The 23417-nt window shown below is 74.7% G+C and carries 16 protein-coding genes; 6 read left to right on the top strand and 10 right to left on the bottom strand.

Annotated elements, in window-relative coordinates; genetic code table 11:
- Positions 1-131: 131 nt before the first annotated feature.
- Together ACN268_RS05340 and ACN268_RS05345 are read left to right on the top strand one after the other, a co-directional pair.
- The gene (locus ACN268_RS05340; RefSeq protein WP_421482012.1) at positions 132-4241 is read left to right on the top strand and encodes a SpoIIE family protein phosphatase; all 4110 of its coding nucleotides are present in this window, start codon (positions 132-134) and stop codon (positions 4239-4241) included.
- Positions 4238-4537 (top strand): STAS domain-containing protein, encoded by a 300-nt coding sequence (locus tag ACN268_RS05345; RefSeq protein ID WP_357927539.1) that lies wholly within the window; start codon positions 4238-4240, stop codon positions 4535-4537. Before ACN268_RS05340 ends, ACN268_RS05345 begins: the two co-directional genes overlap by 4 nt.
- A gap of 57 nt (positions 4538-4594) precedes the next feature.
- Here ACN268_RS05345 and ACN268_RS05350 read toward each other — a convergent pair whose 3' ends face one another.
- The 3 genes from ACN268_RS05350 to ACN268_RS05360 form a co-directional block, all read right to left on the bottom strand.
- Positions 4595-5299: a VOC family protein gene (locus ACN268_RS05350; protein ID WP_421482013.1), complete on the bottom strand. Its 705-nt coding sequence runs from the start codon at positions 5297-5299 to the stop codon at positions 4595-4597.
- Positions 5300-5431: 132 nt separating this feature from the next.
- Positions 5432-7165, bottom strand: a complete 1734-nt coding sequence (locus tag ACN268_RS05355; RefSeq protein WP_421482014.1) for an ABC transporter ATP-binding protein — start codon at positions 7163-7165, stop codon at positions 5432-5434.
- Positions 7162-8808 (bottom strand): ABC transporter transmembrane domain-containing protein, encoded by a 1647-nt coding sequence (locus ACN268_RS05360; protein WP_421486815.1) that lies wholly within the window; start codon positions 8806-8808, stop codon positions 7162-7164. Before ACN268_RS05360 ends, ACN268_RS05355 begins: the two co-directional genes overlap by 4 nt.
- Positions 8809-9080: 272 nt before the next feature.
- On the opposite strand from ACN268_RS05360, the gene ACN268_RS05365 reads away from it, so the two are divergent.
- Both ACN268_RS05365 and ACN268_RS05370 read left to right on the top strand, forming a co-directional pair.
- Positions 9081-10199 carry a hypothetical protein gene (locus ACN268_RS05365; RefSeq protein WP_421482015.1) on the top strand — a complete coding sequence of 373 codons (1119 nt, stop codon included), beginning with the start codon at positions 9081-9083 and terminating at the stop codon, positions 10197-10199.
- Positions 10200-10247: 48 nt separating this feature from the next.
- Positions 10248-13469, top strand: coding sequence for a BTAD domain-containing putative transcriptional regulator (locus ACN268_RS05370; protein ID WP_421482016.1), 3222 nt, complete (start codon positions 10248-10250; stop codon positions 13467-13469).
- Here ACN268_RS05370 and ACN268_RS05375 read toward each other — a convergent pair.
- The 3 genes from ACN268_RS05375 to ACN268_RS05385 all read right to left on the bottom strand — a co-directional run bounded on the left by ACN268_RS05375 (position 13429) and on the right by ACN268_RS05385 (position 16916).
- The gene (locus ACN268_RS05375) at positions 13429-14256 is read right to left on the bottom strand and encodes an ABC transporter permease (protein ID WP_208565998.1); all 828 of its coding nucleotides are present in this window, start codon (positions 14254-14256) and stop codon (positions 13429-13431) included. The genes ACN268_RS05370 and ACN268_RS05375 overlap by 41 nt on opposite strands.
- Entirely contained in the window at positions 14253-15230 is a 978-nt protein-coding gene (locus ACN268_RS05380; RefSeq protein WP_421482018.1) for an ATP-binding cassette domain-containing protein, read from the bottom strand. Before ACN268_RS05380 ends, ACN268_RS05375 begins: the two co-directional genes overlap by 4 nt.
- 75 nt (positions 15231-15305) lie before the next feature.
- A complete protein-coding gene (locus ACN268_RS05385; protein ID WP_421482019.1) occupies positions 15306-16916 on the bottom strand; it encodes an RICIN domain-containing protein in 1611 nt (536 codons plus the stop codon).
- A gap of 158 nt (positions 16917-17074) precedes the next feature.
- Between ACN268_RS05385 and ACN268_RS05390 the strand changes: the two genes are divergently transcribed.
- A complete protein-coding gene (locus ACN268_RS05390; RefSeq protein ID WP_421482021.1) occupies positions 17075-17788 on the top strand; it encodes a DUF2238 domain-containing protein in 714 nt (237 codons plus the stop codon).
- A 91-nt stretch (positions 17789-17879) separates the two neighbouring features.
- Here the strand turns inward: ACN268_RS05390 and ACN268_RS05395 are convergent, their stop codons facing one another.
- Together ACN268_RS05395 and ACN268_RS05400 are read right to left on the bottom strand one after the other, a co-directional pair.
- The gene (locus tag ACN268_RS05395) at positions 17880-19019 is read right to left on the bottom strand and encodes a CaiB/BaiF CoA transferase family protein (protein WP_421482022.1); all 1140 of its coding nucleotides are present in this window, start codon (positions 19017-19019) and stop codon (positions 17880-17882) included.
- On the bottom strand, positions 19009-20175 hold the full coding sequence (locus ACN268_RS05400) for an acyl-CoA dehydrogenase family protein (protein WP_421482023.1): 1167 nt from the start codon (positions 20173-20175) through the stop codon (positions 19009-19011). Before ACN268_RS05400 ends, ACN268_RS05395 begins: the two co-directional genes overlap by 11 nt.
- Positions 20176-20325: 150 nt before the next feature.
- On the opposite strand from ACN268_RS05400, the gene ACN268_RS05405 reads away from it, so the two are divergent.
- Entirely contained in the window at positions 20326-20976 is a 651-nt protein-coding gene (locus ACN268_RS05405) for a TetR/AcrR family transcriptional regulator (RefSeq protein WP_421482024.1), read from the top strand.
- Between the two features lie 61 nt (positions 20977-21037).
- Here the strand turns inward: ACN268_RS05405 and ACN268_RS05410 are convergent, their stop codons facing one another.
- Entirely contained in the window at positions 21038-21856 is an 819-nt protein-coding gene (locus ACN268_RS05410; RefSeq protein ID WP_421482025.1) for an IclR family transcriptional regulator domain-containing protein, read from the bottom strand.
- Positions 21857-21918: 62 nt separating this feature from the next.
- Complete coding sequence (locus ACN268_RS05415) at positions 21919-23379, bottom strand: amidohydrolase family protein (RefSeq protein WP_421482026.1); 1461 nt, start codon at positions 23377-23379, stop codon at positions 21919-21921.
- Positions 23380-23417 lie beyond the last annotated feature (38 nt).

The raw sequence follows: 23417 nt of genomic DNA on the forward strand, positions 1-23417 counted from the left end.
CGCCCGATTTCTGCTGCGGCGGCGCATGCGGCATGCTGTGCCGCAGTGGCAGGAGACTCTGCCGGTGACCGGCGACGAGCCGCGGACACGCGGTCGTCCCTGCGCGAGACGTGCGGGAGGGCGGGGCGGCGATGGCCGAGGCTGAGGCGAGGCGTTCCGTGTTCACCGGCGCCAGCGAGATGGCGGCCCGGATGCGCGCCTTCGACTGGCCCGCCACCTCCCTGGGCGCGGTCGACGACTGGCCGGCGAGCCTGCGCACCGCCACCCGGATCTGCCTGACCTCCCGGTTCCCCATGATCGTCTGGTGGGGCCCGGAGCTGCGCTTCCTCTACAACGACGCCTACGGCCCGCTGCTCGGCAGCAAACACCCGGCCCTCGGCAAGCCCGGCGACCAGGTGTGGGGCGAGATCTGGCACATCATCGGGCCGATGCTGCGCGGCGTGGTGGAGACCGGCGAGGCGACCTGGTCGGAGGACCTGCTGCTGCCGATGAACCGGCACGGCTACTGGGAGGAGACCTACTGGACGTACTCCTACAGCCCGCTGCACGACGACGACGGTGTGGTGCGCGGCGTGTTCACCGCGGTCAGCGACACCACCGAACGGGTGATCGGCCAGCGGCGGCTCGCCACGTTGCAGGACCTCGGGGCCCAGGCCGGCACCGCCCGTACCGTCGGGGAGGCGTGCGGGCTGGTCGCCGGGTCGCTCGGCCGGGCCGGCGCCGACGTGCCGTACGCGGCGGTGTACCTGCGGGCCCGCGACGGCGGGTTGCGGCTGACCGCCAGCACCCGCCCCGGTGAGGTCGACCGCGCGGGCGGGGCCGCCGCCGTGGTGTGGCCGGTGGCGCAGGTGCTCGCCGACGGTCGACCGGCGCACGTCACCGACCTGCTCGACCGGGCCGGCGAACTGCCGGCGGGCGGCTGGCAGACCGCGCCCACCGAGGCGATGGTGCTGCCGCTGCACGGCGAGACCGGCGCCGAGGACATCGGCGTCATCGTGCTGGCCGCCAGCGCCGGCCGGGCGCTCGACGACGGCTACCGCACCTTCTTCGACCTGGTGGCCCAGCAGAGCGCCGCCCTGATCAACGGCGCGGTCGCCTACGAGGTGCAGCAGCAGCGGGCCGAGGAACTCGTCGAGCTGGACCGGGCCAAGACGGCGTTCTTCTCCAACATCAGCCACGAGTTCCGGACCCCGCTGACGCTGATCAGCGGCCCGTTGCAGGAGCTGCGGGCCCGACTGGGCGACGGGGACGCGCAGGTCCGCGACGAGCTGGATGTCATGCACCGCAACGCGTTGCGGCTGGGAAAGCTGGTCACCGCGCTGCTCGACTTCTCCCGCATCGAGGCCGGCCGGATGCAGGCGAGCTACGAGCCCGTCGACCTGTCCCGGTTCACCGCCGAGCTGGCCAGCGTGTTCCGGGCGGCGGTCGAACGCGCCGGCCTCACCCTCGACGTGGACTGCCCGCCGCTGTCGGGGCCGGTGCACGTCGACCGGGCGATGTGGGAGAAGGTGGTGCTCAACCTGCTCAGCAACGCCCTCAAGTTCACCTTCCACGGCGGTATCCGGGTCACGGTCGCCGACCGCGACGGCACCCCGACGGTGCAGGTCACCGACACCGGCATCGGGGTGCCGGCCGACGAGATCCCCCGGCTCTTCGAGCGCTTCCACCGGGTGCCGCAGGCCCGCTCCCGGTCCCACGAGGGCAGCGGCATCGGCCTGGCCCTGGTCCGGGAGCTGGTCGGCCTGCACGGCGGCACGATCACCGTGGACAGCACCCCGGACGTCGGCACCACCTTCACCGTCCGGCTGCCGTACGGCGTCGCCCACCTGCCCGCCGAGCACGTCGTCACCGGCGTCGGCGAGCCGGTGCCGTCGGACAGCGCCGAACCGTTCGTCGCGGAGGCGCTGCGCTGGCTGCCGGCCGCCCACACCGACGACCGGCCGGTGCCGCAGCCGGCACCGGCCGACCTTCCCGGCGCGGACCGGCCCCGGGTGCTGATCGCCGACGACAACGCCGACATGCGCGAGTACCTGCACCGGCTGCTGCGGTCCCGCTACGACGTCACCGCCGTCGGCGACGGGCTCGCCGCGCTGGCCCGGGCCCGGACCGCACCGCCCGACCTCATCGTCAGCGACGTGATGATGCCCGGCCTGGACGGCCTCGAACTGGTCGCCGCCCTGCGCGCCGAGCCCCGCACGATGGGGGTGCCGGTGCTGCTGCTGTCGGCCCGCGCCGGCCAGGAGGCCGCCGTCGAGGGGCTGGAGGCGGGTGCCGACGACTACCTGGTCAAACCCTTCTCCGCCGAGGAGCTGCTGGCCCGGGTCCGGGCCAACGTCGACCTGGCCCGGTTGCGTAACCACCACGCCAACTGGCGGGCCGCGATGATCAACTCGTTGCAGGAGGGGTTCTTCGTCCTCGACGCCGACGGCGCGCTGGTGGAGATGAACACCGCCTTCGCCGAACTGTTCGGGTACGGCCCCGAGGGCCTGCCCTACCGCCCCCGCTACCCGTGGTGGCCCGACGACGTCGCCGACGCCTCGGCGAACCGGCTGGTGGCCGACGCGTTCGCCCAGGCGATGACCGTCTCCCACGGATCGTTCGTGGTGCCGTTGCGGCACCGCGACGGGCACCGCCTCTGGACGGCGGTCGCCTTCAACGCGGTCACCGACGACCACGGCCGGCGGATGGTCGTCGGCACCATCCGCGACGTCACCGCCGAACGGTACGCGGTGCAGCGGGAGACCGCCCTCAGCACGCTCAACCAGCGGCTGTCCCGGGCGGCCAGCACCAGCGAGGCGTTGCGCGCCGGCATCGAGGAGCTGAGCCAGCTCTGGCAGGCCCACCGGGCGGTCGCCGTCCGCTGGGCGTCCGACGGCACGCCGACGGTGACCGCCGCACCCGGCACCGACTGGGAGCAACTGTCCGGCCCGGTCCGCGAGACGGTCACCACGCTGCGGGCGCAGCCACCCCTGCGGATCACCATCGACCCGGCCACCGGGTCCCGGCCCGTCGGCGTCGGCACCACTGTCGACTCGCCGCAGGGCCCGCTGGTGATCTGGCTCGAACTCGACCCGGCGCGCGGCTTCGGCACCGAGGACCAGATGCTCCTGCTGCTGCTGTGCGGGGCGCTCGGGCAGGCGTTGCACCGGGCCCACGCCGCCGACCAGCAACGTGAGGTGGCGGTCGCCCTGCAACGCTCCATCCTCGGCCCCGCCGAACTCCCCGCCGGGTTCGCCGTCCGCTACGAGCCGGCGACCCGCCCCCTCGAGGTCGGCGGCGACTGGTACGACGCGGTGACCCTGCCCGACGGCCGGATCGGCATCGTCGTCGGCGACTGCGTCGGCCGGGGCCTGCCCGCCGCCGCCGTGATGGGGCAACTGCGCAGCGCCTGCCGGGCCCTGCTGCTGGAGGCGTCCGGCCCGGCGCAGGTGCTCACCGCCCTGGACCGGTTCGCCCGGATGCTGCCCGGCGCGGCCTGCACCACCGTGTTCTGCGGCATCCTCGACCCGGAGACCGGGAAGCTGACCTACAGCAGCGCCGGGCATCCGCCGGCGATCCTCACCCATCCCGACGGCCACACCGAACTGCTGGCCGACGGCCGGGGCAGCCCGCTGGGCATCCCGTCGCGCGGTGGCCGCCCCGACGCGACGAGCATCGTGCCGGCCCGGGCCGTGCTGCTGCTCTACACCGACGGCCTGGTGGAACGCCGCCGCCAGTCGCTCGACGCGGGGATCGCGCAGGCCGCCTCCGCCGTCCGGGAGGACCACACCGCCGGGGTGGAGCAGCTGGCCGACCGGGTGATGCGGCGGATGACCCCGCAGGGCGGGTACGACGACATCGCCCTGCTGCTCTACCGCCATCCGGCACCGCTGGAGCTGTCGTTCCCCGCCGACCGCTCGCAGATGGCCCCGGTGCGGTCCACCCTGCGCCAGTGGTTGCGCCGCACCGGCGCCGACCCGCACCTGGCCCAGGACGTGCTGGTGGCCACCGGTGAGGCCTGCGCCAACGCGGTCGAGCACGGCCACCGCGACGCCCGTCCCGGTCTGATCCGTCTGCTCGCGGTGGCCGCCGGCACCGACCTGTTCGTCACGGTGGTCGACTCCGGACGGTGGAAGGTGCCCGAGATCGACCACGACCGGGGACGCGGCATCAACCTGATGCGCGCGTTGATGTCGCACGTGGACATCCGGACCACCGATGCCGGCACTACCGTCGAGCTGCACACGAGGATTCCCGCATGAACACGCCCCTGGGCCTGGCCACCGGCCGGCAGGCCGACGGCGCGCCGGTGCTGACCGTCACCGGCGAGATCGACATGAGCAACGCCGACGAGTTCCGGGCGGCGATAGCCGACGCCGCCGTCGACGGGCACCGGCTGACCGTGGACCTGACCGGCGTGGAATACCTGGACAGCGCCGCTCTGGCCGCGTTGTTCGCCCACGTCGACGGCCTGTCGGTGGTGGCGAACCCGTTGCTGGCAAGCGTCCTGACCATCTCCGGCCTGAGTCGACTCACCACGGTCACGATCCGCGACTGACCCGACCGGCCGACACCGGCCGGGGGCCGCCGGGACGCCCGGCGGACGGCCGGTCGGTCAGCTCGCCGTCACGCGGAACTCGTTGCCGTCCGGATCGGCCAGCACGACGTCGCCGTCCGCGCCGATCTCAAGGCGGGTGGCCCCGAGGGCGACCAGTCGGTCGACCTCCGCCTGCTGGTCGCCCTCGGGCGTGAGGTCCAGGCGTTGCCGGTTCCGGCCCTGCTTCGGGGCCAGGGGCGGGCCGCCCCAGGCGACCTTCGTGCCGCCGTACGGTGACTGGACGGCGGTTTCCTGATCGTGGTCCCAGACCAGCGGCCAGCCCAACGCCTCGCTCCAGAAGAGGCCGACCTCCCGCGTGCCGTCGCAGGCGATCTCGCCGAGCGGACCGCACCCGGCGAGGAAGCCGTTGCCCGCCTCGATGACGCAGAACTCGTTGCCCTCGGGGTCGGCCAGGACGATGTGCCCCTCCTCGGGACGCTGCCCGACGTCGAGGTGGCTGCCGCCGAGATCCAGCGCGGCCGCCACCTGCCGCTGCTGGTCGTCGGGGCTGGTGCTGGTCAGGTGCAGGTGCATCCGGTTCGGCCCGCGCTTCTCAGTGGGGCTCGGGACGAACCGGAGGCCGAGCTGGGTGGCCGTGCCGGGCAGGAGCGCACCACCGGTGGCGTCCTCGACGACCTCCCGGTGGAGCAGGCCGGCCCAGAAGCGCGCGAGCCGCACCGGATGTCGCGCATCGAGGGTCAACGTCAGGGGTCCCGAGAGCATCACCGCACAGTAGACGCCGACCGGTGGGGCGACAAGGCGATTGCGCCGGGCCGGCCGGGTACACCGGCGGTGGCGGCACACGGGTCCGGCCGGAAGGTCCGCCCGGGATGATCAGCGGCGGGGTCGTGCCAGTCAGTGGCCGTGCCAGGACCGCCACAGCGACGCGTAGACGCCGTCGGCGGCGACCAGGTCGTCGTGTCGGCCGATCTCGGTGATCCGGCCGTCCTCCAGCACCGCCACCCGGTCGGCGTCGTGCGCGGTGTTGAGCCGGTGCGCGATGGCGATCACCGTCCGGCCGGCCAGCACCGCACCGAGCGCCTGCTCGGTGCGCCGGGCGGTCGTCGGGTCCAACGCGGCGGTCGCCTCGTCGAGGATCAGGATGTCCGGGTCGGCCAGGACGAGCCGGGCCAGCGCGAGCTGCTGGGCCTCGGCCGGGCCCAGGTCGCGCACCCCGGCCCCGAGCGGGGTGTCGAGGCCGTCCGGCAGGTCGGCGAACCAGTCGGCCCCCACCGCCGCCAGGGCGGCCCGTAACTGCGCGTCGGTGCCGCCCGGCGCGGCGAACACCAGGTTGTCCCGCAGCGTACCGAGGAAGACGTGGTGTTCCTGGGTGACCAGGGCGATCCGGCGACGGCGCTCGGCCGGGTCGAGGTCGGTGACCGCGACCCCGCCGAGGGTCACCGTTCCCTGGGCGGGCACGTCGATGCCGGCGAGCAACCGGGCCAGGGTGGACTTGCCCGCCCCGGACGGGCCGACCACGGCCAGCCGTTCCCCCGCCGCGACCGTCAGGTCGATGCCGTGCAGCACCTGCGGGCCGTCCGCGTACCGGAACGTGGCCCCGCGCACCTGCACCACGCGCCCGGTGGGCAGGGCTGCCCGGCCCCGGGGCTCCGGCGGCACCTGCCCCACCCCGAGCACCCGGGCGTACGAGGCGACGCCGCGCTGCGCCTGCTCCACCCACAGCAACAGCCGGTCCAGCGGGTCGATCGCCTGTTGCAGGTAGAGCGCGGCGGCGACCACCTCACCCAGGCTGACCCGTCCCCGCGACAGCAGGACACCCCCGGTGAGCAGCACGGCGGCGATCGGGAGCGGATAGCTGCCCTCCACCACCGGGAAGAACGCCGACCGCAGGGCGAGGGTGGCCCGTCGGGTGGTCCACACCGCGCCGATGCGGGCGGTGCCGTGGGCGACCCGTTCACGGCCCAGCCGCAAGGCCTCGACGGTGCGGGCACCCTCGGCGGTCGTGGTCAGCGCCTCGGTCAGCTCCGCCGTCGCCGCTCCCTCGGCCAGGTAGGCGGGGGTGGCCCGGCGCAGATACCGGTGGACCGCCAACCCGATCGACGGGAACCCGGCGAGCGCGACCAGACCGAGCAGCGGGTCCAGCAGGAACACCGCGCCGAACAGCAGCGTCAACTGGGTCCCCGCGATGACCAGTACCGGCACCACGTCACGCAGCATGGTGCCCACCGTGGACACGTCCACCGAGCTGCGGGTGGCCAGGTCACCGGTGCCGGCGTGCTCGACCACCGAGACGGGCAGGCCGAGCAGGCGGGTCACGAAGTCCTCGCGCAGCCGCGCCACGGCCCGCTCACCGAACCGGTGCCCGGCGTACTGGGCGTAGCGGGCGAGCAGCCCCTGCACCAGCACGCAACCGCCGATGGCCAGCGCCAGCCGGTCCACCGCGCCCGCCCCGGCCCCGGCGGTGACCTGGTCGACGATCCGCCCGATCAGCCACGGCGCGGCCAGCCCGGCGAGGGCGGCGGCGCTGTGCAACGCCAGCACCCCGACGACCGCCCACCGGTCACCGGCGAGCACGTCGCGGGCGGCCCGCCGGACCACCGCCGCACTCGCGACCGGGAGCTTCGTCATCGTCCGGCCCGCCCCACCGGCGTGTCGTCGGTGCCGCTGGTCCGCCAGACCAGCCGCCGGTAGTCCGGGTCGGCGGCCAGCAGCGCGGTGTGCGTCCCGGTGCCGGTGATCCGGCCGGCGCGCAGGTGGGCGACCGTGTCGGCGTGCCCGAGCAGCACCGGTGAGGTGCTCAGCAACACCGTCGTGCGACCCGTCCGGGCCTGCCGCAGGCGCTGCGCGACCCGGGCCTCGGTGTGCGCGTCCACCGCCGACGTCGGGTCGACCAGGATCAGCACCTCCGGGTCGGCGAGCAGGGCACGGGCCAGCCGGACCCGCTGCCGCTGGCCGCCGGAGAGGGTGCGGGCCCGGTCGCCGACCGGGGCGTCGAGCCCGTCGGGAAGCCCCTCGACGATGTCGCGGGCCGACGCCACGTGCAACGCCGCGTCGATCCGGGCGTCGTCGACGGTGCCCTGCGGACCGGCGAGGATCTGCCGCAGCGTCCCGGCGAAGAGGTACCCGTCGTGGTCGGCGACGAGGATGCGGGAGCGCACCTCGTCGAGGTCGACGGCCGTCAGCGCAACCCCGCCCCAGGTGACCGCGCCGGTGACGTACCGGCCCAGCCGGTCGGCCAGGGCCGCCGCGTCGGCCGGGTCGTCGGCGGCGACGCCGATCAACCGACCCACCGGGACCGTCAGCCCGCTGTCGGGGTCGTGCAGCGGGGCCGGGCCGGCCGGGGCGGGACGGGTCGCCGGGCCGCCCACCGGGTCGGGGGCGAGCCGGAGCAGGTCGACGATCCGCCGGGCGGCGACCCGGCCCTGGATCAACTGGTAGCTGCCCTCCAACAGGAACCAGACCGGTACGATGAGCACCGCCACGTAGCCGTAGACGGCCACCAGTTGCCCGACGGTGATCCCGCCCGCTGCGGCCGTGCGGGCGGCCAGCCACACCACCACGGCGAGGAACAGCCCGGGGATGACGGCGGTCAGCGCGTCCACCCAGCTGAGCACCGCGCCCACCCGGTAGCCCTCGGCCCGCAGCCGTTGCGACCGGGCGGCGTACCGGCGGGCGAACAGGTGCCGGCCGCCCACCCCGGCGAGCACCCGCAGGCCGGCGACGATGTCGTCGGCCCGGGTGGTCAGCTCGCCCTGCTGCTGCCGGTAGACCGCCTCGGCCCGCTCCAGCCGGCGCAGCAGCGGGCCGACCACCAGTGCGACCACCGGCACCCCGAGCAGCGTCACCAGCGCCAGCACCGGGTCGATGGACCAGAGCACCACGGCCGCGACCGCGTACGCCAGCACCGCGCCCACGCCGGGGCCGGTCAGGGTGAGCACCTGCGAGGTGCGCACGATGTCGTACCCGCCGACAGTGGCGACGTCACCTGCGGCGAGCCGGCGGGGCAGCACCGCCCCGACCCGGGCGAGCTGGCGCAGCAGCACGGCGGCCGAGCGGGCGCTGGCGTCCTCCCGGATGAACGTCATGGTCCGGTGCCGCATGATGCCCGCCCAGGCCAGCGCGGCCCCGGCGACCACGATCGCGGCGACCCAGCCGAGCAACGCGGCGGTGTCACCGGTCCGCAGCCCGTCGTCGACGGCGCGGGCGACCAGGAACGGCCGCACCGACAGCCCCACCATCCAGACCGTGCCGAACAGCGACCCGCGCAGCACCCGCCACGGCTGGCAGCGGACCAGCCACCAGATGTACCGCAGCGGCCCCGCCGTGTCCGGCGTGCCCGGGTCCGGGTGGGGCAGGCGTGGAGGCACCGACCCAGGCTAGTCACCGGCCGCCGCCCGCACCGGCCCGTACGCGGCCGCGACGCGGTGGCGTACACCTCAGTGCCCGGCCCGGTGGCGGCATTGACGCGGCGTACGACGACCGGCAAGCTCCTGTGCTCGGATCGTCGGCGGCGGGCGTCGCCGGCCACGGCGGGGGAGGGTCGATGACGCGGCGGACGGCCATCCGCGTATCGACGCTGCTCACCACGCTGCTCGTCGTCGGCGCGGCGACGGTGGCCGTCCCCGACCCGGCCCGCGCGGCGGCACCGGCCACGGTGTGCCGGGTCCGCGACGGGCGGCTGACCGAGATCTCCGGCATGGCCGCCACCGACTCCGGGTTCGTGGTGGTCAACGACGGCGCCGACGACGCCTCCCGGCGGCGCATCTTCTTCCTCGACTCCCGGTGCGCGGTGGTGCGCACGGTGGCCTACCCGTCGCGGCCCCGCGACACCGAGGACCTGGCGCTCGGCGCGGACGGCACGGTCTGGGTCGCCGACATCGGCGACAACGACCGGACCCGGTCGACGGTGGCGCTGTGGAAGCTCGCCCCCGGTGCCCGCCGGCCGGTGCTGCACCGCCTGACGTACCCCGACGGGGCGCACGACGCGGAGGCGCTGCTGCTCGACGGGGCGGGCCGCCCGGTGGTGGTGACCAAGCAGGGCGGCAGCGCCGGCGTCTACGTGCCGGCCGGGCCGCTGCGGGCCGGCGCGACGGTGCCGTTGACGCCGGCCGGGCAGGTCCGGTTGCCGCTCACCACGACTTCGAACCCGTACTCGTTCTTCGGTCGTCGGCTGGTCACCGGCGGGGCCGTCGCCCCGGACGGCCGCCGGGTGGTGCTGCGCACCTACGCCGACGCCTTCGAGTACGAGGTGACCGACGGCGACGTGGTGGCCGCGCTCACCGGCGGCACGCCCCGGACCGTGGCGCTGCCCGACGAGCCGCAGGGTGAGTCGGTCAGCTACAGCCGCGACGGCCGCTTCCTGCTCACCGTCTCCGAGACCGCCGGTCAGCCGCCCGGCACCCTGCCGACGGTGCTGCGCTACGCCCGCCCGGCGGCCCCGTCGGCCCGGTCGACCCCCACGCCGGCCGGGTCGTCCCCGCCCGCCCCGGCGGCGTCCACCGCAGCACCGGCGGCGGCGTCCCCGGGCGCGGCCCCCGTTCCGGGGCCCCGGGCCGACGTCGGTGGAACGCGGTCGCTGCTGCTGGGGGTCGGGGTGATCGGCGTCGGCCTGCTGCTGGCGGCGCTGGTGGGGGTGGTCAGGTCGCGGCGGACCCGCCGCTGAACCGGGGGACGGCGACGGCGGGATGCGCCGGTGGGGGATGCTGGACGCGTGCAGATCAGCATCCTCGGCCCGCTCGCCGTCGACGGCCGGCCGGTCCGGGGCGAACGGCTCGCCGCCGTGATCCGTACGCTGGTCGACGCGCGGGGCCGGGCGGTCTCCACCCCGCTGCTGGTGGACGCGGTGTGGGACGGCGCACCACCGGACGACGCGACCGGCGCGGTGCAGGCCCTGGTCTCCCGGGTACGTCGGCTCGGACTGCCGGTGGTCGCCGTCCCGGGTGGCTACCGGTTGCCCGCCGATCAGGTCACCGTCGACGCGGTCCGGGCCCGGTCGCTGCTGGAGCGGGGCCGGGCCGCCCTGCGCGACGGCGCCGGGGCAGCGGCCCGGGACGCCGCCGACGCGGCCCGGGCCCTGTTCCCCGAAGTCCCGGAGTGGGACACCGAGCAGACCCGCCGGCTGTTCGCCGACGTCGTCGCGTTGCGCGCCGAGGCGGCACTGACCGGCCCCGGCCCGTACGACGACAGCGACCTGCGGCGGCTCGTCGCGCGGACCCCGCCGGACGAGCCGTCGGCCGCCCTGTTGGTGCGGATGCTCGCCGCCCAGGGGCGCGACGCCGAGGCCCTGGAGGTGGTCGCGCGGTTGCGCACCGAACTGTCCGACCGCTACGGCACCGACCCGTCACCGGTGGTCAGCGAGGTCCACCTGGCGTTGCTGCGGGGTCAACTGACCACCCCGGCCGGCCCGGCGTCGCCGGTCGGGTCGACCCGGACGGTCCTGCCGGCCGCCTGGCGGCGGCCGGTGACCGCGTTCGTCGGCCGGGAACGTGACGTCGAGGCGGTGGAGACGGCGCTGGCCGAGGCGGCCCTGGTGACCGTCGTGGCCACCGGCGGCGCGGGCAAGACCCGGCTCGCCGCCGAGGTGGTACGCCGGGCGGTGGCGGCCGGCCGGCCGGCCCGGGTGGTCGAACTGGCCGGCCTGCGGGCCCCGGAGGAGGTGCTGCCCACCGTCCTGGCGGCTCTCGGCGGGGCGGACACCACGACGGCCGGCGGCGGCACCCTGGGCCGCGACCGTCGGGTGCTCACCCCGCAGGAGCGGCTGCGTGCCCTGGCTCCGGATCTCGACGGCCTGGTGGTGCTGGACAACTGTGAACACCTCCTGGACCCGGTGGCGGCCGTCGTCGCGGACCTGGTCGCGGTGAGCCCACCGGAGGTGGCCGTGCTGGCGACCAGCCGGGCGCCGCTGGGCCTGGCCGCTGAACGGGTGCACCGGTTGACCGTGCTGCCCGACGCCGACGCGGTGGCGCTGGTCGAGTCCCGGGCCCGCGCCGGGGGTGCGGTGCCCACCTGGGACACCGACCGGGCGTTGGCCCTGTGCCACCGGCTGGACAACCTGCCGCTGGCCCTCGAACTGGCCGCCGCCCGCCTGCGGCACATGCCGATCGACGACGTGCTCGCCGGGCTGACCGACCGGTTCGCGCTGCTCGACGCCGCGCTGCGCGGCCTGCCGGAGCGGCACGCGAGCCTGTGGGCGATGGTCGACTGGAGCCGGGAACTGCTCGCCCCCGCCGACCGGGACCTGCTCCAGCGGGTCGCGGTGGTCCCCGCCCCGTTCACCGCCGACCTCGCCGCCGCCGTCGCCGGCCTGCCCGACGTCCGGCGTGGGCTGGCACGGCTGGTCGAACAGTCCCTGCTGACCCTCGTCGAGGGCGACGGCCCACCCCGCTACCGGATGCTGGAGACCGTCCGCGAGTACGGCGAGGCCCGGCTCGACGCGGCAGGTGACCGCGCCCCGGCGATGGCCGGTCTGGTCGGCTGGGCCCGGCGGCAGGCGGTCGGGCTGCTCGACCGGTTCATCGGCCCCGATCAGCTCGACGCGTTCGCCGGGTGCGCCGTCGAGCAGGACAATCTCGTCGCCGGCCTGCGCTGGGCGGCCGGGCACGACGACGAACCGGCGGTGGTGGACATCGCCACCCCGCTGTTCCACCTGTGGGCGGTGCGGGGCCTGCACCTGGAGGTCTCCGGATGGTCCCGGGGCCTGCTGCACCTCGACGCCCCCGACCGGCGGGGCGGCTCCGCGATCGTCTCCGGCCGGGCCAGCGGTCGGCCGTTGCCCGACGCCGACCGGCTGGCCTGGATGTGCCTGCTGGTGGTGGTCAACGCCGGCATCACCGGCCCGCTCCGGCTCGCGGTGCTCGCCCGCCGGGCCCTGTTCCGGCTGCTGGCCGAGCGGCCCCGGGAGGTCTCCTCCCGGCACGCGGTGCTCGCCACGGTGCTGCCGGCGTTCGACCAGCTCGACCCGGAGTTGGCGCTGCCGGGCACCGCCGCCCTGATCGAGCATCCCGACCCGTACGTGCAGGGCTTCGGTCTGTTCGCCCGCGCGGCGATCGGGGACAGCGGGGGTCTGCCGGCGGCCTCGGTGGCCGACGCCGAGCAGGCGTACCGCCGGTTCGAGGCGGCCGGCGACCACTGGGGGATGGCGATGGCGGCGCAGGTCGTCGGGCACGGCCTGACCCCCACCGACGGCGGGTCCACCGAGTGGCTGGCGCGCGGAGTGCACCACATGGAGCTGATCGGCGCCACCCAGGACGTCCGCGCCGCCCGGGTGGTGCTGGACGTGCAGCTCGCGCTGCGCGGTGACCCGGCGGCCGAGCGGCGGTTGGTCGAGACGGCGATCCCCGGCCAGGGGGAGGAGGTGGAGACCGCGCAGGCGGGCCTGGGGCTGGCCCGCCTGGCCTGGCAGCGCGGGCGGCACGCCGAGGCGCTCGACCACGCCGACACGGTGGTCCGCACGCTGGCCGGCTGGACCGGCCCGCCGCCGCAGCCCCGGGTCGTGCTGCGGGTCGCGGTGGCGGTGCTGCGCCTGCGGATCGCCGAGGTCTGGCCGGCCGCCCGGCGCGACGTCGACCTCCGGGCCACCGACCTGCTGGCCGCCGCCGGTGCGGAGGCGCTGTCGTCGCGGGACCTGCCGGTGATCGGGACCTGGGCGTTGGGGGGCGCGGAACTCGCCGCCTGGCGCGACGACGTCGGGACCGCCCGGGAGTTGTTCGCGCTCGGCACCCGGCTGGGCAGCAACTCGGCGGCGTTCTTCCCGTCCGGCATCGGCGAACGGCTCACCGCCGCCCTCGGTGACGAGGCGCGGCGGGAGCCGTTGCTGGCCGGGTGGCGGGCGCGGCCGGCCGCCGCGGCCGCCACCCGCATCGGCGAGCTGATGGACGACCTGCTCGGCCGGGTCAGACCCGCCGACGGTACGCCCGCAGCGCCAGTGGCATGAACACCGCCACGAAGCCGGCGCACCACAGCAGCGTCCACCACACGTGGTTGCCGACCGGGGTGCCGAGGAACAGTCCGCGCATCGCCGTCACCAGGTGGGTCAGCGGGTTCACCGTCACCACCGCCTGCATCCAGCCCGGCAGGGTGCCGGCGGCGACGAACACGTTGGACGCGAAGCTCAACGGCATGATCAGCGCGAACATCACCCCCTGCACCGCGCCCGGCGTGCGGACCTTCATCCCGACGTACACCGGCAGCCAGCTCAGGCAGAGCGCGAACAGCACCGCGAGCAGGCAACCGGCGAGGGCCTGGACCGGGCCGGACTCGACCCGGAAGCCGAGCAGGTAGCCGATCGCCAGGGTCGACACGGTCACGATCACGTACCGCACCACGTCGCCGAACACCGCGCCGACCAGCGGTGCGGACCGGGGGACGGGCAGCGAACGGAACCGGTCGAAGATGCCCTTGGCGATGTCGGTGTTGAGGTTGACGCCGATCGCGATGCACCCGGTGGCGATGGTCTGCGCCAGGATGCCCGGCAGCAGGTACTGGAGGTAGTCGTGGGTGGAGCCGGCGACCGCGCCACCGAAGACGTACACGAAGATGACCAGGAACAGCACCGGTTGCAGGGTGACGTCGATCAGCGCCTCGGGGGTGCGCCAGGTCTTGATCAGGCTGCGTTTGGCCAGTGCCAGCGAGTGCCGCAGCAGGCGCAACGGCCGGGGCTGCGCCACGACCGTGGACAGCGTCGGCCCGGTGCGCGGCGGGGTGCCGGTCAGGGTGCTCATGCGGCGACCTCCGTACGGGTGGTGTCGTCGTCGGCCGCGGTCCGGCCGGTGAGGGTGAAGAAGACCTCGTCGAGGCTGGGCAGGTGCAGGGAGAGTTCGGTGACCGCGATGCCGGCGGCGGCCAGCCGGGCGACGCTCTCGGTCAACGCGGAGTCGTCGGTGACCGGCACCGCGAGCACGCCCCTGCGGATCTCGTCGGCGGGCGAGCCGGAGCCCACCCGGGACAGGATCGCCGCCGTCGGGGCCAGGTTGGCCGGGTCGGTCGGCCGCACCTCCAGGGTCTGCCCGCCGACGACCCGCTTGAGCCCGTCCGGGGTGTCGTGGGCGATGACCCGGCCGTGGTCGATCACCGTGATGGCGTCGGCCAGCGCGTCGGCCTCCTCCAGGTACTGCGTGGTGAGCAGCACGGTCGCCCCGTTGCCCACCAGCGACCGGACGACGTCCCACATGTCCTCGCGTTTGGCCGGGTCGAGGCCGGTGGTCGGTTCGTCCAGGAAGATCACGTCCGGTGAGCCGACCAGGCTGGCGGCCAGGTCCAGCCGGCGGCGCATCCCGCCGGAGTAGGTCTTGGCCGGCCGGTTCGCGGCGGCGGTCAGGTCGAACCAGTCGAGCAGTTCGGCCGCCCGCCGCCGCGCGCCGGCCCGGCCGAGTTCCAGCAGGGTCCCGAACAGTTCCAGGTTCTGCCGCCCGGTCAGGTCCTCGTCGACCGAGGCGTACTGGCCGGTGAGGCCGATGGACTGCCGGACCCGCTCGGCCTGGCGTACCACGTCGAGGCCGTTGATCCGGGCGGTGCCGGCGTCGGGGACCAGCAGCGTGGACAGGATGCGCACGGCGGTGGTCTTGCCGGCCCCGTTCGGGCCGAGCACCCCGAGCACGGTGCCCCGGGGCACGGCGAGATCCACCCCCTGCAACGCCCGGGTGGACCCGAAGGTCTTGACCAGCCCCTCGGCTTCGATCATCAACTCAGCTGTCATGCCGGCCAGCGTGCGCCGGCCGGCTGACACCGCGCCGACATGCCACCGACACGCCGCCGACGCCCCGCCCGGGGGTCAGCAGCGGACGATCGTCGCGTTGTTCAGGGTGATGTTGCCGATGGTCAGGTTGTCGGCGCAGGGGTTCTCCACGATCCGGTTGTTGACCAGGGTGAAGTTGCGCAGGGTGAGGTCCCGGTTGCCGGGGAACTCGGCGCGTTCGGCGAGCCGCACCTCGCCGCCGCCGCTGATCGTGCCGCCGTTGGTGGCCAGGCTCACCCCGTAGCAGTTCTCGATGAGCACGGCGTTGTTGCCGGTGTTGGCGATGTCGACCCGGTCGATCGTCGCGCCGCCGGACTCGGAGACGCAGAACACGCCCCGGCCGCCGCCCCGGGCCCGGACGGTGCCGACCCGGATGTTGGTCGGGTAGCTGTCGCCGATGCGGCCGTTGCGGTTGGCCATCCGGAACGCGGCGTAGCCGGTGCCGGTGCCGGCGTTCTCGGCGTCGACGGTGGACACGGTGGCGTTGATGGTCTGGTTGAGCAGCAGACCGGACTCGCCGACGTTGCGGGCGGTGACGGTGCCCACGGTCAGCCCGTCCACGCCGTACGTCTCGACGGCGTGCGAGCTGGCGCCCGAGACGTACACGTTGTCGATGCGTACGTTGCGGGTCCACTGGCTGGTGTCGCCCCGGTTGTCGATGCGCACGCCGAGGCCGGCGGAGAGCCGCATGTCGAGCTGCCCCAGCACGACGTTGGTGACGTTGCGCAGGAAGACCCCGTACAGCGGGGTGCCGGTGAGGGTGAGGTGCTGCACCTCGACCTGGGTGGTGCCCCGGGAGTAGACGGGGGCCTGGTCACCGGAGCCGGTGCCGGTCACGTTGATCGTCCCGCACACGTCGAGGGTGGTGTAGCTGGGCAGCGAGATGCGGGAGTTGGCGCTCATCGAGCCCGAGCCGCGCACCACCACCCGCTGCTTGCTGGTCCGCCCGGCGGTCAGGCTGTTCACCGCGGCCTGAACGGCGGCCCGCAGGTCGGTGCCGGTGTGCACGGTCGTCGCGCCGTTGCGGACGGTCCAGGTGCCGCCGGCCAGCACCGCCTCGGCCTGGAACGCACCACTGCCGCAGTCGGCGGTGGCACCCGGCCGGACGAGCTGCCACTGCTGGTTGGTCCCGTCGAGGTCCTGGTACTGGGAGATGGTCGCCCCGTCGGCGGTGGACCGTTCCCACACGTCGAGGGCCTTGCCGGAGTGCCGGTTGAGCAGCCGGACGTAGCCGCCGGCCGAGTCGACGAGCCGGAAGTGCTGCCGGGTGTTGCCGCTGATCGCCGGGTTCTGCACCAGGGCGGTGCCGTCGAGGGCGTTGGGCAGTTCGAGGACCTTGCCGCTGTGCGCCGAGCGGAGCTGGTAGTAGCCGCCGCCGACGTCGACGAACCGCCACCGCTGTACGGCGAGGTCGTTGCGGGTGTACTGCCTGACGGGCGCGCCGTCGGCGGTGGACCAGTCGTACAGGTCCATCGCCTTGCCGCTGTTGCGGTTGACGAGCACGTGGTCCACGCCGGTGTCGACGGTGGCCGCGGAGGCGGCGGTCGGGACGACGGCGGTGGCGGCGGCGACCAGGGCGAGGGTGGTGACGGCCAGCAGGCCGAGCCGCCGGGGGCGGGGACCTCGGGTGCGGGTGGCGGGTGGCATGGGGCTCCTTTCTGCGGTGACGGGGTGCCGGGACGGGCCGCCTGCACCGTATCGACACTCATGGATTCGGGCAAACCCCGCCGGTCGGTGTCGACCGGGCAGGCCCGGACATCCGCCCCACCCGTCCGACACGCGGTCGGCCCGACGACGGTGCTCCGATGTGGGCGCTGTTATCGTCGGCGGCCGGGCGGCGACTGGGCGGCCCCCACATCGAACAGGTGGTCGCCGTGACCCGGCCCCGTACCCTCGTCCCACCGGTGCTGCTGGGCCTCGTCGTCGTGGCGCTGGTGCTGTCCGGCATCCGGCCGTACGACCGGCTGACCTGGCTGCTGGAGACGGTCTGGGTGATCGTCGGCGTGCCGGTGGTGCTGCTGGTGTGGCGGCGTTTCCCGTTGACCACCCTGCTGTGCTGCCTGCTGGCGGCGCACGCGCTGGTCCTCGTCGTCGGCGGACACTGGACCTACGCGCGGGTCCCGCTGGGCGACTGGGTACGCGACGCGCTCGACCTGTCCCGCAATCCGTACGACCGGCTCGGGCACTTCGTGCAGGGCTTCGTCCCGGCGGTCCTGGTCCGCGAGATCCTCGTCCGGCGGTCCCCCTTGCGCGGCAGCCGCTGGCTCGCCCCGCTGGTGGTCTGCGCCTGCCTCGCCTTCAGCGCCTTCTTCGAGATGATCGAGTGGTGGTCCTCGGTGGCCGGTGGCTCCGCCGCCGACGACTTCCTCGGCACCCAGGGCGACGTCTGGGACACCCAGTGGGACATGTTCCTCGCGCTGGTCGGGGCGGTCACCTCGCTGGTCCTGCTCAGCCGGTGGCACGACCGCCAACTGCCGGCCCCGACGCCCACGCGCCCCGCTGCCGTCCCGGTGGGCTGACCGCCGACCCCGACCCCGGACCACGGCGGGGCCGGTCGGGGCGGCCGGGCGCGGGACCTGCGGATGGCGTTGACGGACCCGGGGCGGCTGGTCACCGGCGGGTGGGCCAGGTGGCCAGGACGGCGCTGACGTCCAGCGCCTCGGCCGGGTCCGGTGCCGGCCGGGGCGGCGGCGCGGGCGTCCGGTCGAACCGGGGCGCCGGCGCCGGCTGCACCTCGCCGTCCACCGCGACGAACGTGCCCCGCGCGGCGTTGTGGGGATGGCGGTGCGCCTCGGTGGGGGCGAGCACCGGTGCGACACAGGCGTCGCGGTCGGCGAAGACCGCCGTCCACTCGTCGCGGGTCCGCTCGGCGAACCGGGCCGTGAACCGCCGTCGCAGCTCCGGCCAGCCGGCCGGGTCGTACTGCGCGGGCAGCGTCGGGTCGTCGGCCAGGCCGAGGCCGGTCAGCAGCGCGGCGTAGAACACCGGTTCCAGCGCGCCCACCGCCACGAACCGGTCGTCGGCGGTGCGGTAGGTGTCGTAGAACGGTGCGCCGCCGTCGAGCAGGTTGCCGCCCCGGGGGGCGCTCCACCGGCCCGCGCCGAGCATCCCGTGCAGGAACGCGGTGAGCAGCGCCGACCCGTCGACCATCGCGGCGTCGACCACCTGCCCGAGGCCGGAGCGTTCCCGCTCCAGCAGCGCGGCCAGCACCCCGGTGACGAGCAGCATCCCACCCCCGGCGAAGTCGCCGAGCAGGTTCAGCGGGGCGTGCGGGCGGTGCCCGGGGCGGCCCAGCGGCTCCAGTGCGCCGGCCAGCGCGATGTAGTCGATGTCGTGCCCGGCGCGGTCGGCCAGCGGACCGTCCTGCCCCCAGCCGGTCATCCGGGCGTACACCAGGCGGGGGTTGCGGTCCCGGCAGGTCTCCGGCCCGAAACCGAGCCGCTCGGCCACCCCCGGCCGGTACGCCTCGACCAGCACGTCGGCCCGCTCGACCAGACGCAGCAGGTCGGCGACCCCGGCGGGGGTCTTCAGGTCCAGCGTGGTGACCCGCCGCCCCCGGTGCAGGGGGCCGGTCGTCGGGACGCTCAGCCGTCCCGGGCCGACGCCGCCCGGCCGGTCGACACGCACCACGTCCGCGCCGAGGTCGGCCAGCACCATGCAGCCGAACGGGGCCGGGGCGAGGCTGGCAAGCTCCACGACGCGTACCCCGGCCAGCGGTGCACCGGTGGGCGCGTCGGGGTCAGAGGGCACGGGCGATCAGCTCCTTCATGATCTCGTTGGTGCCGCCGTAGATCTTCTGCACCCGGGCGTCGGCGTACATCCGGGCGATCGGGTACTCGGTGGTGTAGCCGTAGCCGCCGAACAGTTGCAGGCACCTGTCGACGATCTCGCACTGTCCCTCGGTGAGCCAGGCTTTCGCCATCGCCGCGGTGGCCACGTCCAGTTCGCCCCGGTCGTGCCGGCCGATGCAGTCGTCGAGGAACACCCGGCTGACCCGGGTCCGGGTGACGCACTCGGCCAGCACCATCCGGGTGTTCTGGTGGCCGATCAGCGGCCTGCCGAAGGCGGTGCGTTCCTTGACGTACGCGGTGGTCAGCTCGACGGCCCGCTGCATCGCCGCCACCGCGCCGATGCCGATGACCAGGCGTTCCTGGGGGAGTTGCCGCATCATCTGGCCGAAGCCGAGCCCCTCGGCCCCGCCGAGCAGGTGGTCGGCCGGCACCCGCAGCCCGTCGAAGAACAGCTCGGCGGTGTCGTTGCCGTGCAGCCCGATCTTGGACAGCAGCCGGCCCCGCCGGAATCCGGCCGGTTCGTCGCCGACCTCGCAGACCAGCAGGGAGATGCCGGCGGCGCCCTGCGTCGGGTCGGTCTTGACGGCCAGGACGACCAGGTCGGCGAGGCCGCCGTTGCTGATGAACGTCTTGGCCCCGGTGACCAGGTAGTCGTCGCCGTCGCGCACGGCCCGGGTCCGGATCGCCTGCAGGTCGGAGCCGCCGTCGGGTTCGGTCATCGCGATCGCCCCGACCAGTTCCCCCCGGCACAGCCCCGGCAGCCAGCGCCGCTTCTGTTCGGCGCTGCCGTAGGCGACCAGGTAGCCGGTGACGATGCCGCTGTGCACCCCCAGCCCGAGGGTGCTCTCCCCGACGTGCGTCTGCTCATGCAGCAGGACCGCCTCGTGGGTGAAGCCGCCGCCGCCCCCGCCGTACTCCTCGGGCACGGAGAGGCCGAGCAGGCCCAGCTCACCGGCGCGCCGGTAGTGGTCGCGGTCCGGGTGGCCCTGGGCCAGCAGCCGTTCGGTGTGCGGCAGCACCTCCCGGGTGAAGAAGTCGCGGGCCAGCTCGGCGAGGTCGTCGTGTTCGGGCGCGCGCCACGGCGAGGTGTAGGTGTCGAGTCCAGGCGTCGGCATGGGTCCACCCTCACGCCCTGTTGGCGACGTGTCAACAATCCTTGATCATCGTCCGGCGTCGACCCGCCCGCCGACGACCGGCACCCCGGCTGACGGGACCGGCCCGCCGACCCGGGACACGCCGCGCCACCTGCCGATAGGGTTCGGCGGATGAGCGTTGACACCGAACCCCGGCGACGGCGGCTGGAGCCCGACGCCCGGCGGGGACAGATCCTCGCCTGCGCGGTACGGCTGTTCGGCGCGCGCCCGTACGCGGACGTGTCGACCACCGACGTCGCCCGTGCGGCCGGGGTGGCCCGCGGCCTGATCAACCACTACTTCGGCACCAAGAAGCAGCTCTACCTGGAGGTCGTGCGGGTGATGGTGACGGTGCCCGGGGTCGCCGTCGAACGGCTGCCCGACGGCGACCTGCGCACCCGGGTCGACGCCAGCGTCACCTGGTTCCTCGACGTGGTCTCCCGGCACCGCGACTCCTGGCTGGCCGCCGTGACCGCCGGCGGGATGGGCCACGACGCCGACGTGGCCCGGGTGCTCAGCGAGGCCGAGGAGGTCGCGGCGGACAGCGTGCTCGTCGCGGTGGGGCTGGCCGACGTCGCGACCTGCCGGGCCGAGCTGCGCGGCATGATCCGGGCGTACGGGGGGCTGGCCACCTCGACCGCCCGGGAGTGGCTCCAGCGGGGCACGCTGGACCGCGACCAGGTGCACCTGCTGCTGACCGCCACCCTGCTGACCATCGTGGAGCAGGTCTACCCGGCCATCGTCGCCCGCCGGCAGGCCGTGGCCCACCCGCCGCCGACCTGATCGTCACCGGCCGGCCGTGCCGACTGCGGGTGACGCGCGTCGACACCGCTCGACCGACGGCTCAGCCCGGACGGTCCGTGGCGGGCCGCTGCACGGTCATCGGCACGGTGTCCAGCCGGGCCCAGTCCCGGCTGATCTCGGCGGCGGTGCGCAGCAGCCGGGGCAGATGTTCGTCGGTGAGCCGTTCCAGGGAGGTCTCGGCGGCGTGCACGGTGACGTTGAGCGCGGCCACCACCCGGCCGTCGCCGTCGCGTACCCCGGTGGCGACCGACCGGATGCCGGCGGCCAGGTCCTGGTCGGCCAGGGCCCAGCCGCGTGCCCGCACCTCGCGCAGTTCCCGGTCCAGCTCGTCGCGGTCCGGCTGCCAGCGCGCGGCGATGCCGGAGCGGCTCGGCACGGCCAGCACGGCGGTGAGTTCCGTCGGGGTGAGGGCGGCCAGCAGCACCTTGCCCATCGAGGTGGCCACCGCCGGGAACCGGGTGCCGATGGTCACCGCGAGCGTGACGATCTTGGGCACGGCGACCCGGGACACGTAGACGATGTCGCTGCCGTCGAGCTGGGCAAGCGAGGTCGACTCGTCGGTCTCGGTGACCAGGTGGCGCATGTGCGGACGGGCGACGTCCCAGATGCTCAGCGAGTTGACGTACGCCACGCCCAGCTCCAGCACCCGGGGAGTGAGCGCGAAGCCTCGGTCGGCGGCGCGCACGTAGCCAAGCTCCTCCAGGGTGAGCAGGATGCGGCGGACGGTGGGGCGGGCCAGCCCGGTCACCGTGGCGATCTCGCTGAGCGTCATCGTCGGCTGGCCCGGACGGAAGCAGCGCAGCACGTCGAGGCCGCGCGCCAGCGCCTCGATGAAGTCGGTTCCGGCCTCGCGCCCCATGGAGTCCCTTCGCTGGCTGCCCCGCGCCCGGCGGGCGGTCACCCGCCGGGCGCGTCGGATGGCTAATGTTTCCACTGTGCCGAGCCGGCGTCCCACTCGGTGTAGGTGTACGGGTTGTCCAGCACCGCCGTCTCGGGGACGTCCGGGTTCATCCCCTTCTCCCACGCGTCGACGCCCATCGTGCCGGTGAGGTGCTCGACGGTGTGTTCCACGGCGGCGCGGGCGGCGGCGAGGTCGACGTCGACCAGCCGGTGCTCGTGCTTGACCACCCGGCCGTCGACCAGCACGGTGTGCACGTCGCCGCGTTGGGCCTGGAACGCCACGTGGCCGTAGGGGTGCAGGATCGGGAACATCACCGGTGACCGGTCGTTCTTGATCAGCACCACGTCCGCCCGGCGGCCCGGGGTGAGGGCGCCGACGAGGTGGTCGAGGCCGAGCGCCCGGCTACCGCCCCGGGTCGCCCACTCCACCACCTGCTCGGCGCGCAGGTGACAGTGGGTGACGGTCTCCTGTCGACCGTGCGCCTCGAGGTGTTCCCGGGAGCGGTCGGCGCTCAGCGTGGCGCGCATCGCGGAGAACAGGTCGCCGCTCCACCAGACGCTGGTGTCCATGGACAGCGAGACCGGGATGTCGTGCTGGCGTAGCTGCCAGGTGGGCGGGTAGCCCTGGCCGGCGCTCTGCTCGCTCTCGGTGGACACCGAGACCGAGCCGCCGGTGGCCGCGATCCGGTGGTACGAGTCGCGGTTGAGGGTGGCGGCGTGCACGTAGACGGTCGACTCGGTCATGAACCCGTGCTCGTGCATCAGCCGGATGCCGTCGTCGTTGGTGGCCCCCCAGACCCCGGCGTGGGTGGTGACCGGTACGCCGAGGTCCCGGGCGACCTCGAAGGCGGCCCGCTCGGGGAAGGCCGGGTCGCCGGTGACGTCGAAGGCCATCTGGAAGCCGAGCCGGTCGCCGCGACCGTGGACGCGGCGGGTGACGAAGTCGCGGAACTCGGGGGTGGTGGCCCACTCCCACGGTCCCTGCTGCAGGTTGCCGTAGGCGAGCACGAACCGGCCCGGCACCGCCTCCAAGGCGTCGACGGCGGCGTCGGCGTGCTGCGGGGTCTGCAGGCCGTGCGACCAGTCCACGGTGGTGGTGACCCCGGCGTCGATCGCCTCGATGGCGGCGAGCAGGTTGCCGGCGTAGACGTCCTCGGGGCGGAACAGTTTGCCGGACTCCAGGTAGTACCAGACGAAGTACTGGGTGAGCGTCCAGTCGGCACCGTAGCCGCGCATCGCGGTCTGCCACATGTGCCGGTGGGTGTCGATCATGCCGGGCATGACGATGCCGCCGGCCGCGTCGATCTCCCAGGTGCCCTCCGGCACGTCCAGCCCCACGCCGACGGCGGCGATCCGGTCGTCGACGACCAGCACGTCGGCGCGGGGGAGCACCGTGTGGGTGTCGTCCATGGTCAGCACCAGGCCGTTGCGGAAGACCACCGGCCGGCCCACCACCGGTGTCCGCCCCTCGTTCGCGCTCATCGCCGCCACTTCCGTTCCGAGGTCTGCGGACGATCGTC

Source organism: Micromonospora sp. WMMD735 (assembly GCF_049178995.1).
In the GTDB taxonomy this organism is placed as follows: Bacteria; Actinomycetota; Actinomycetes; order Mycobacteriales; family Micromonosporaceae; genus Micromonospora; species Micromonospora wenchangensis.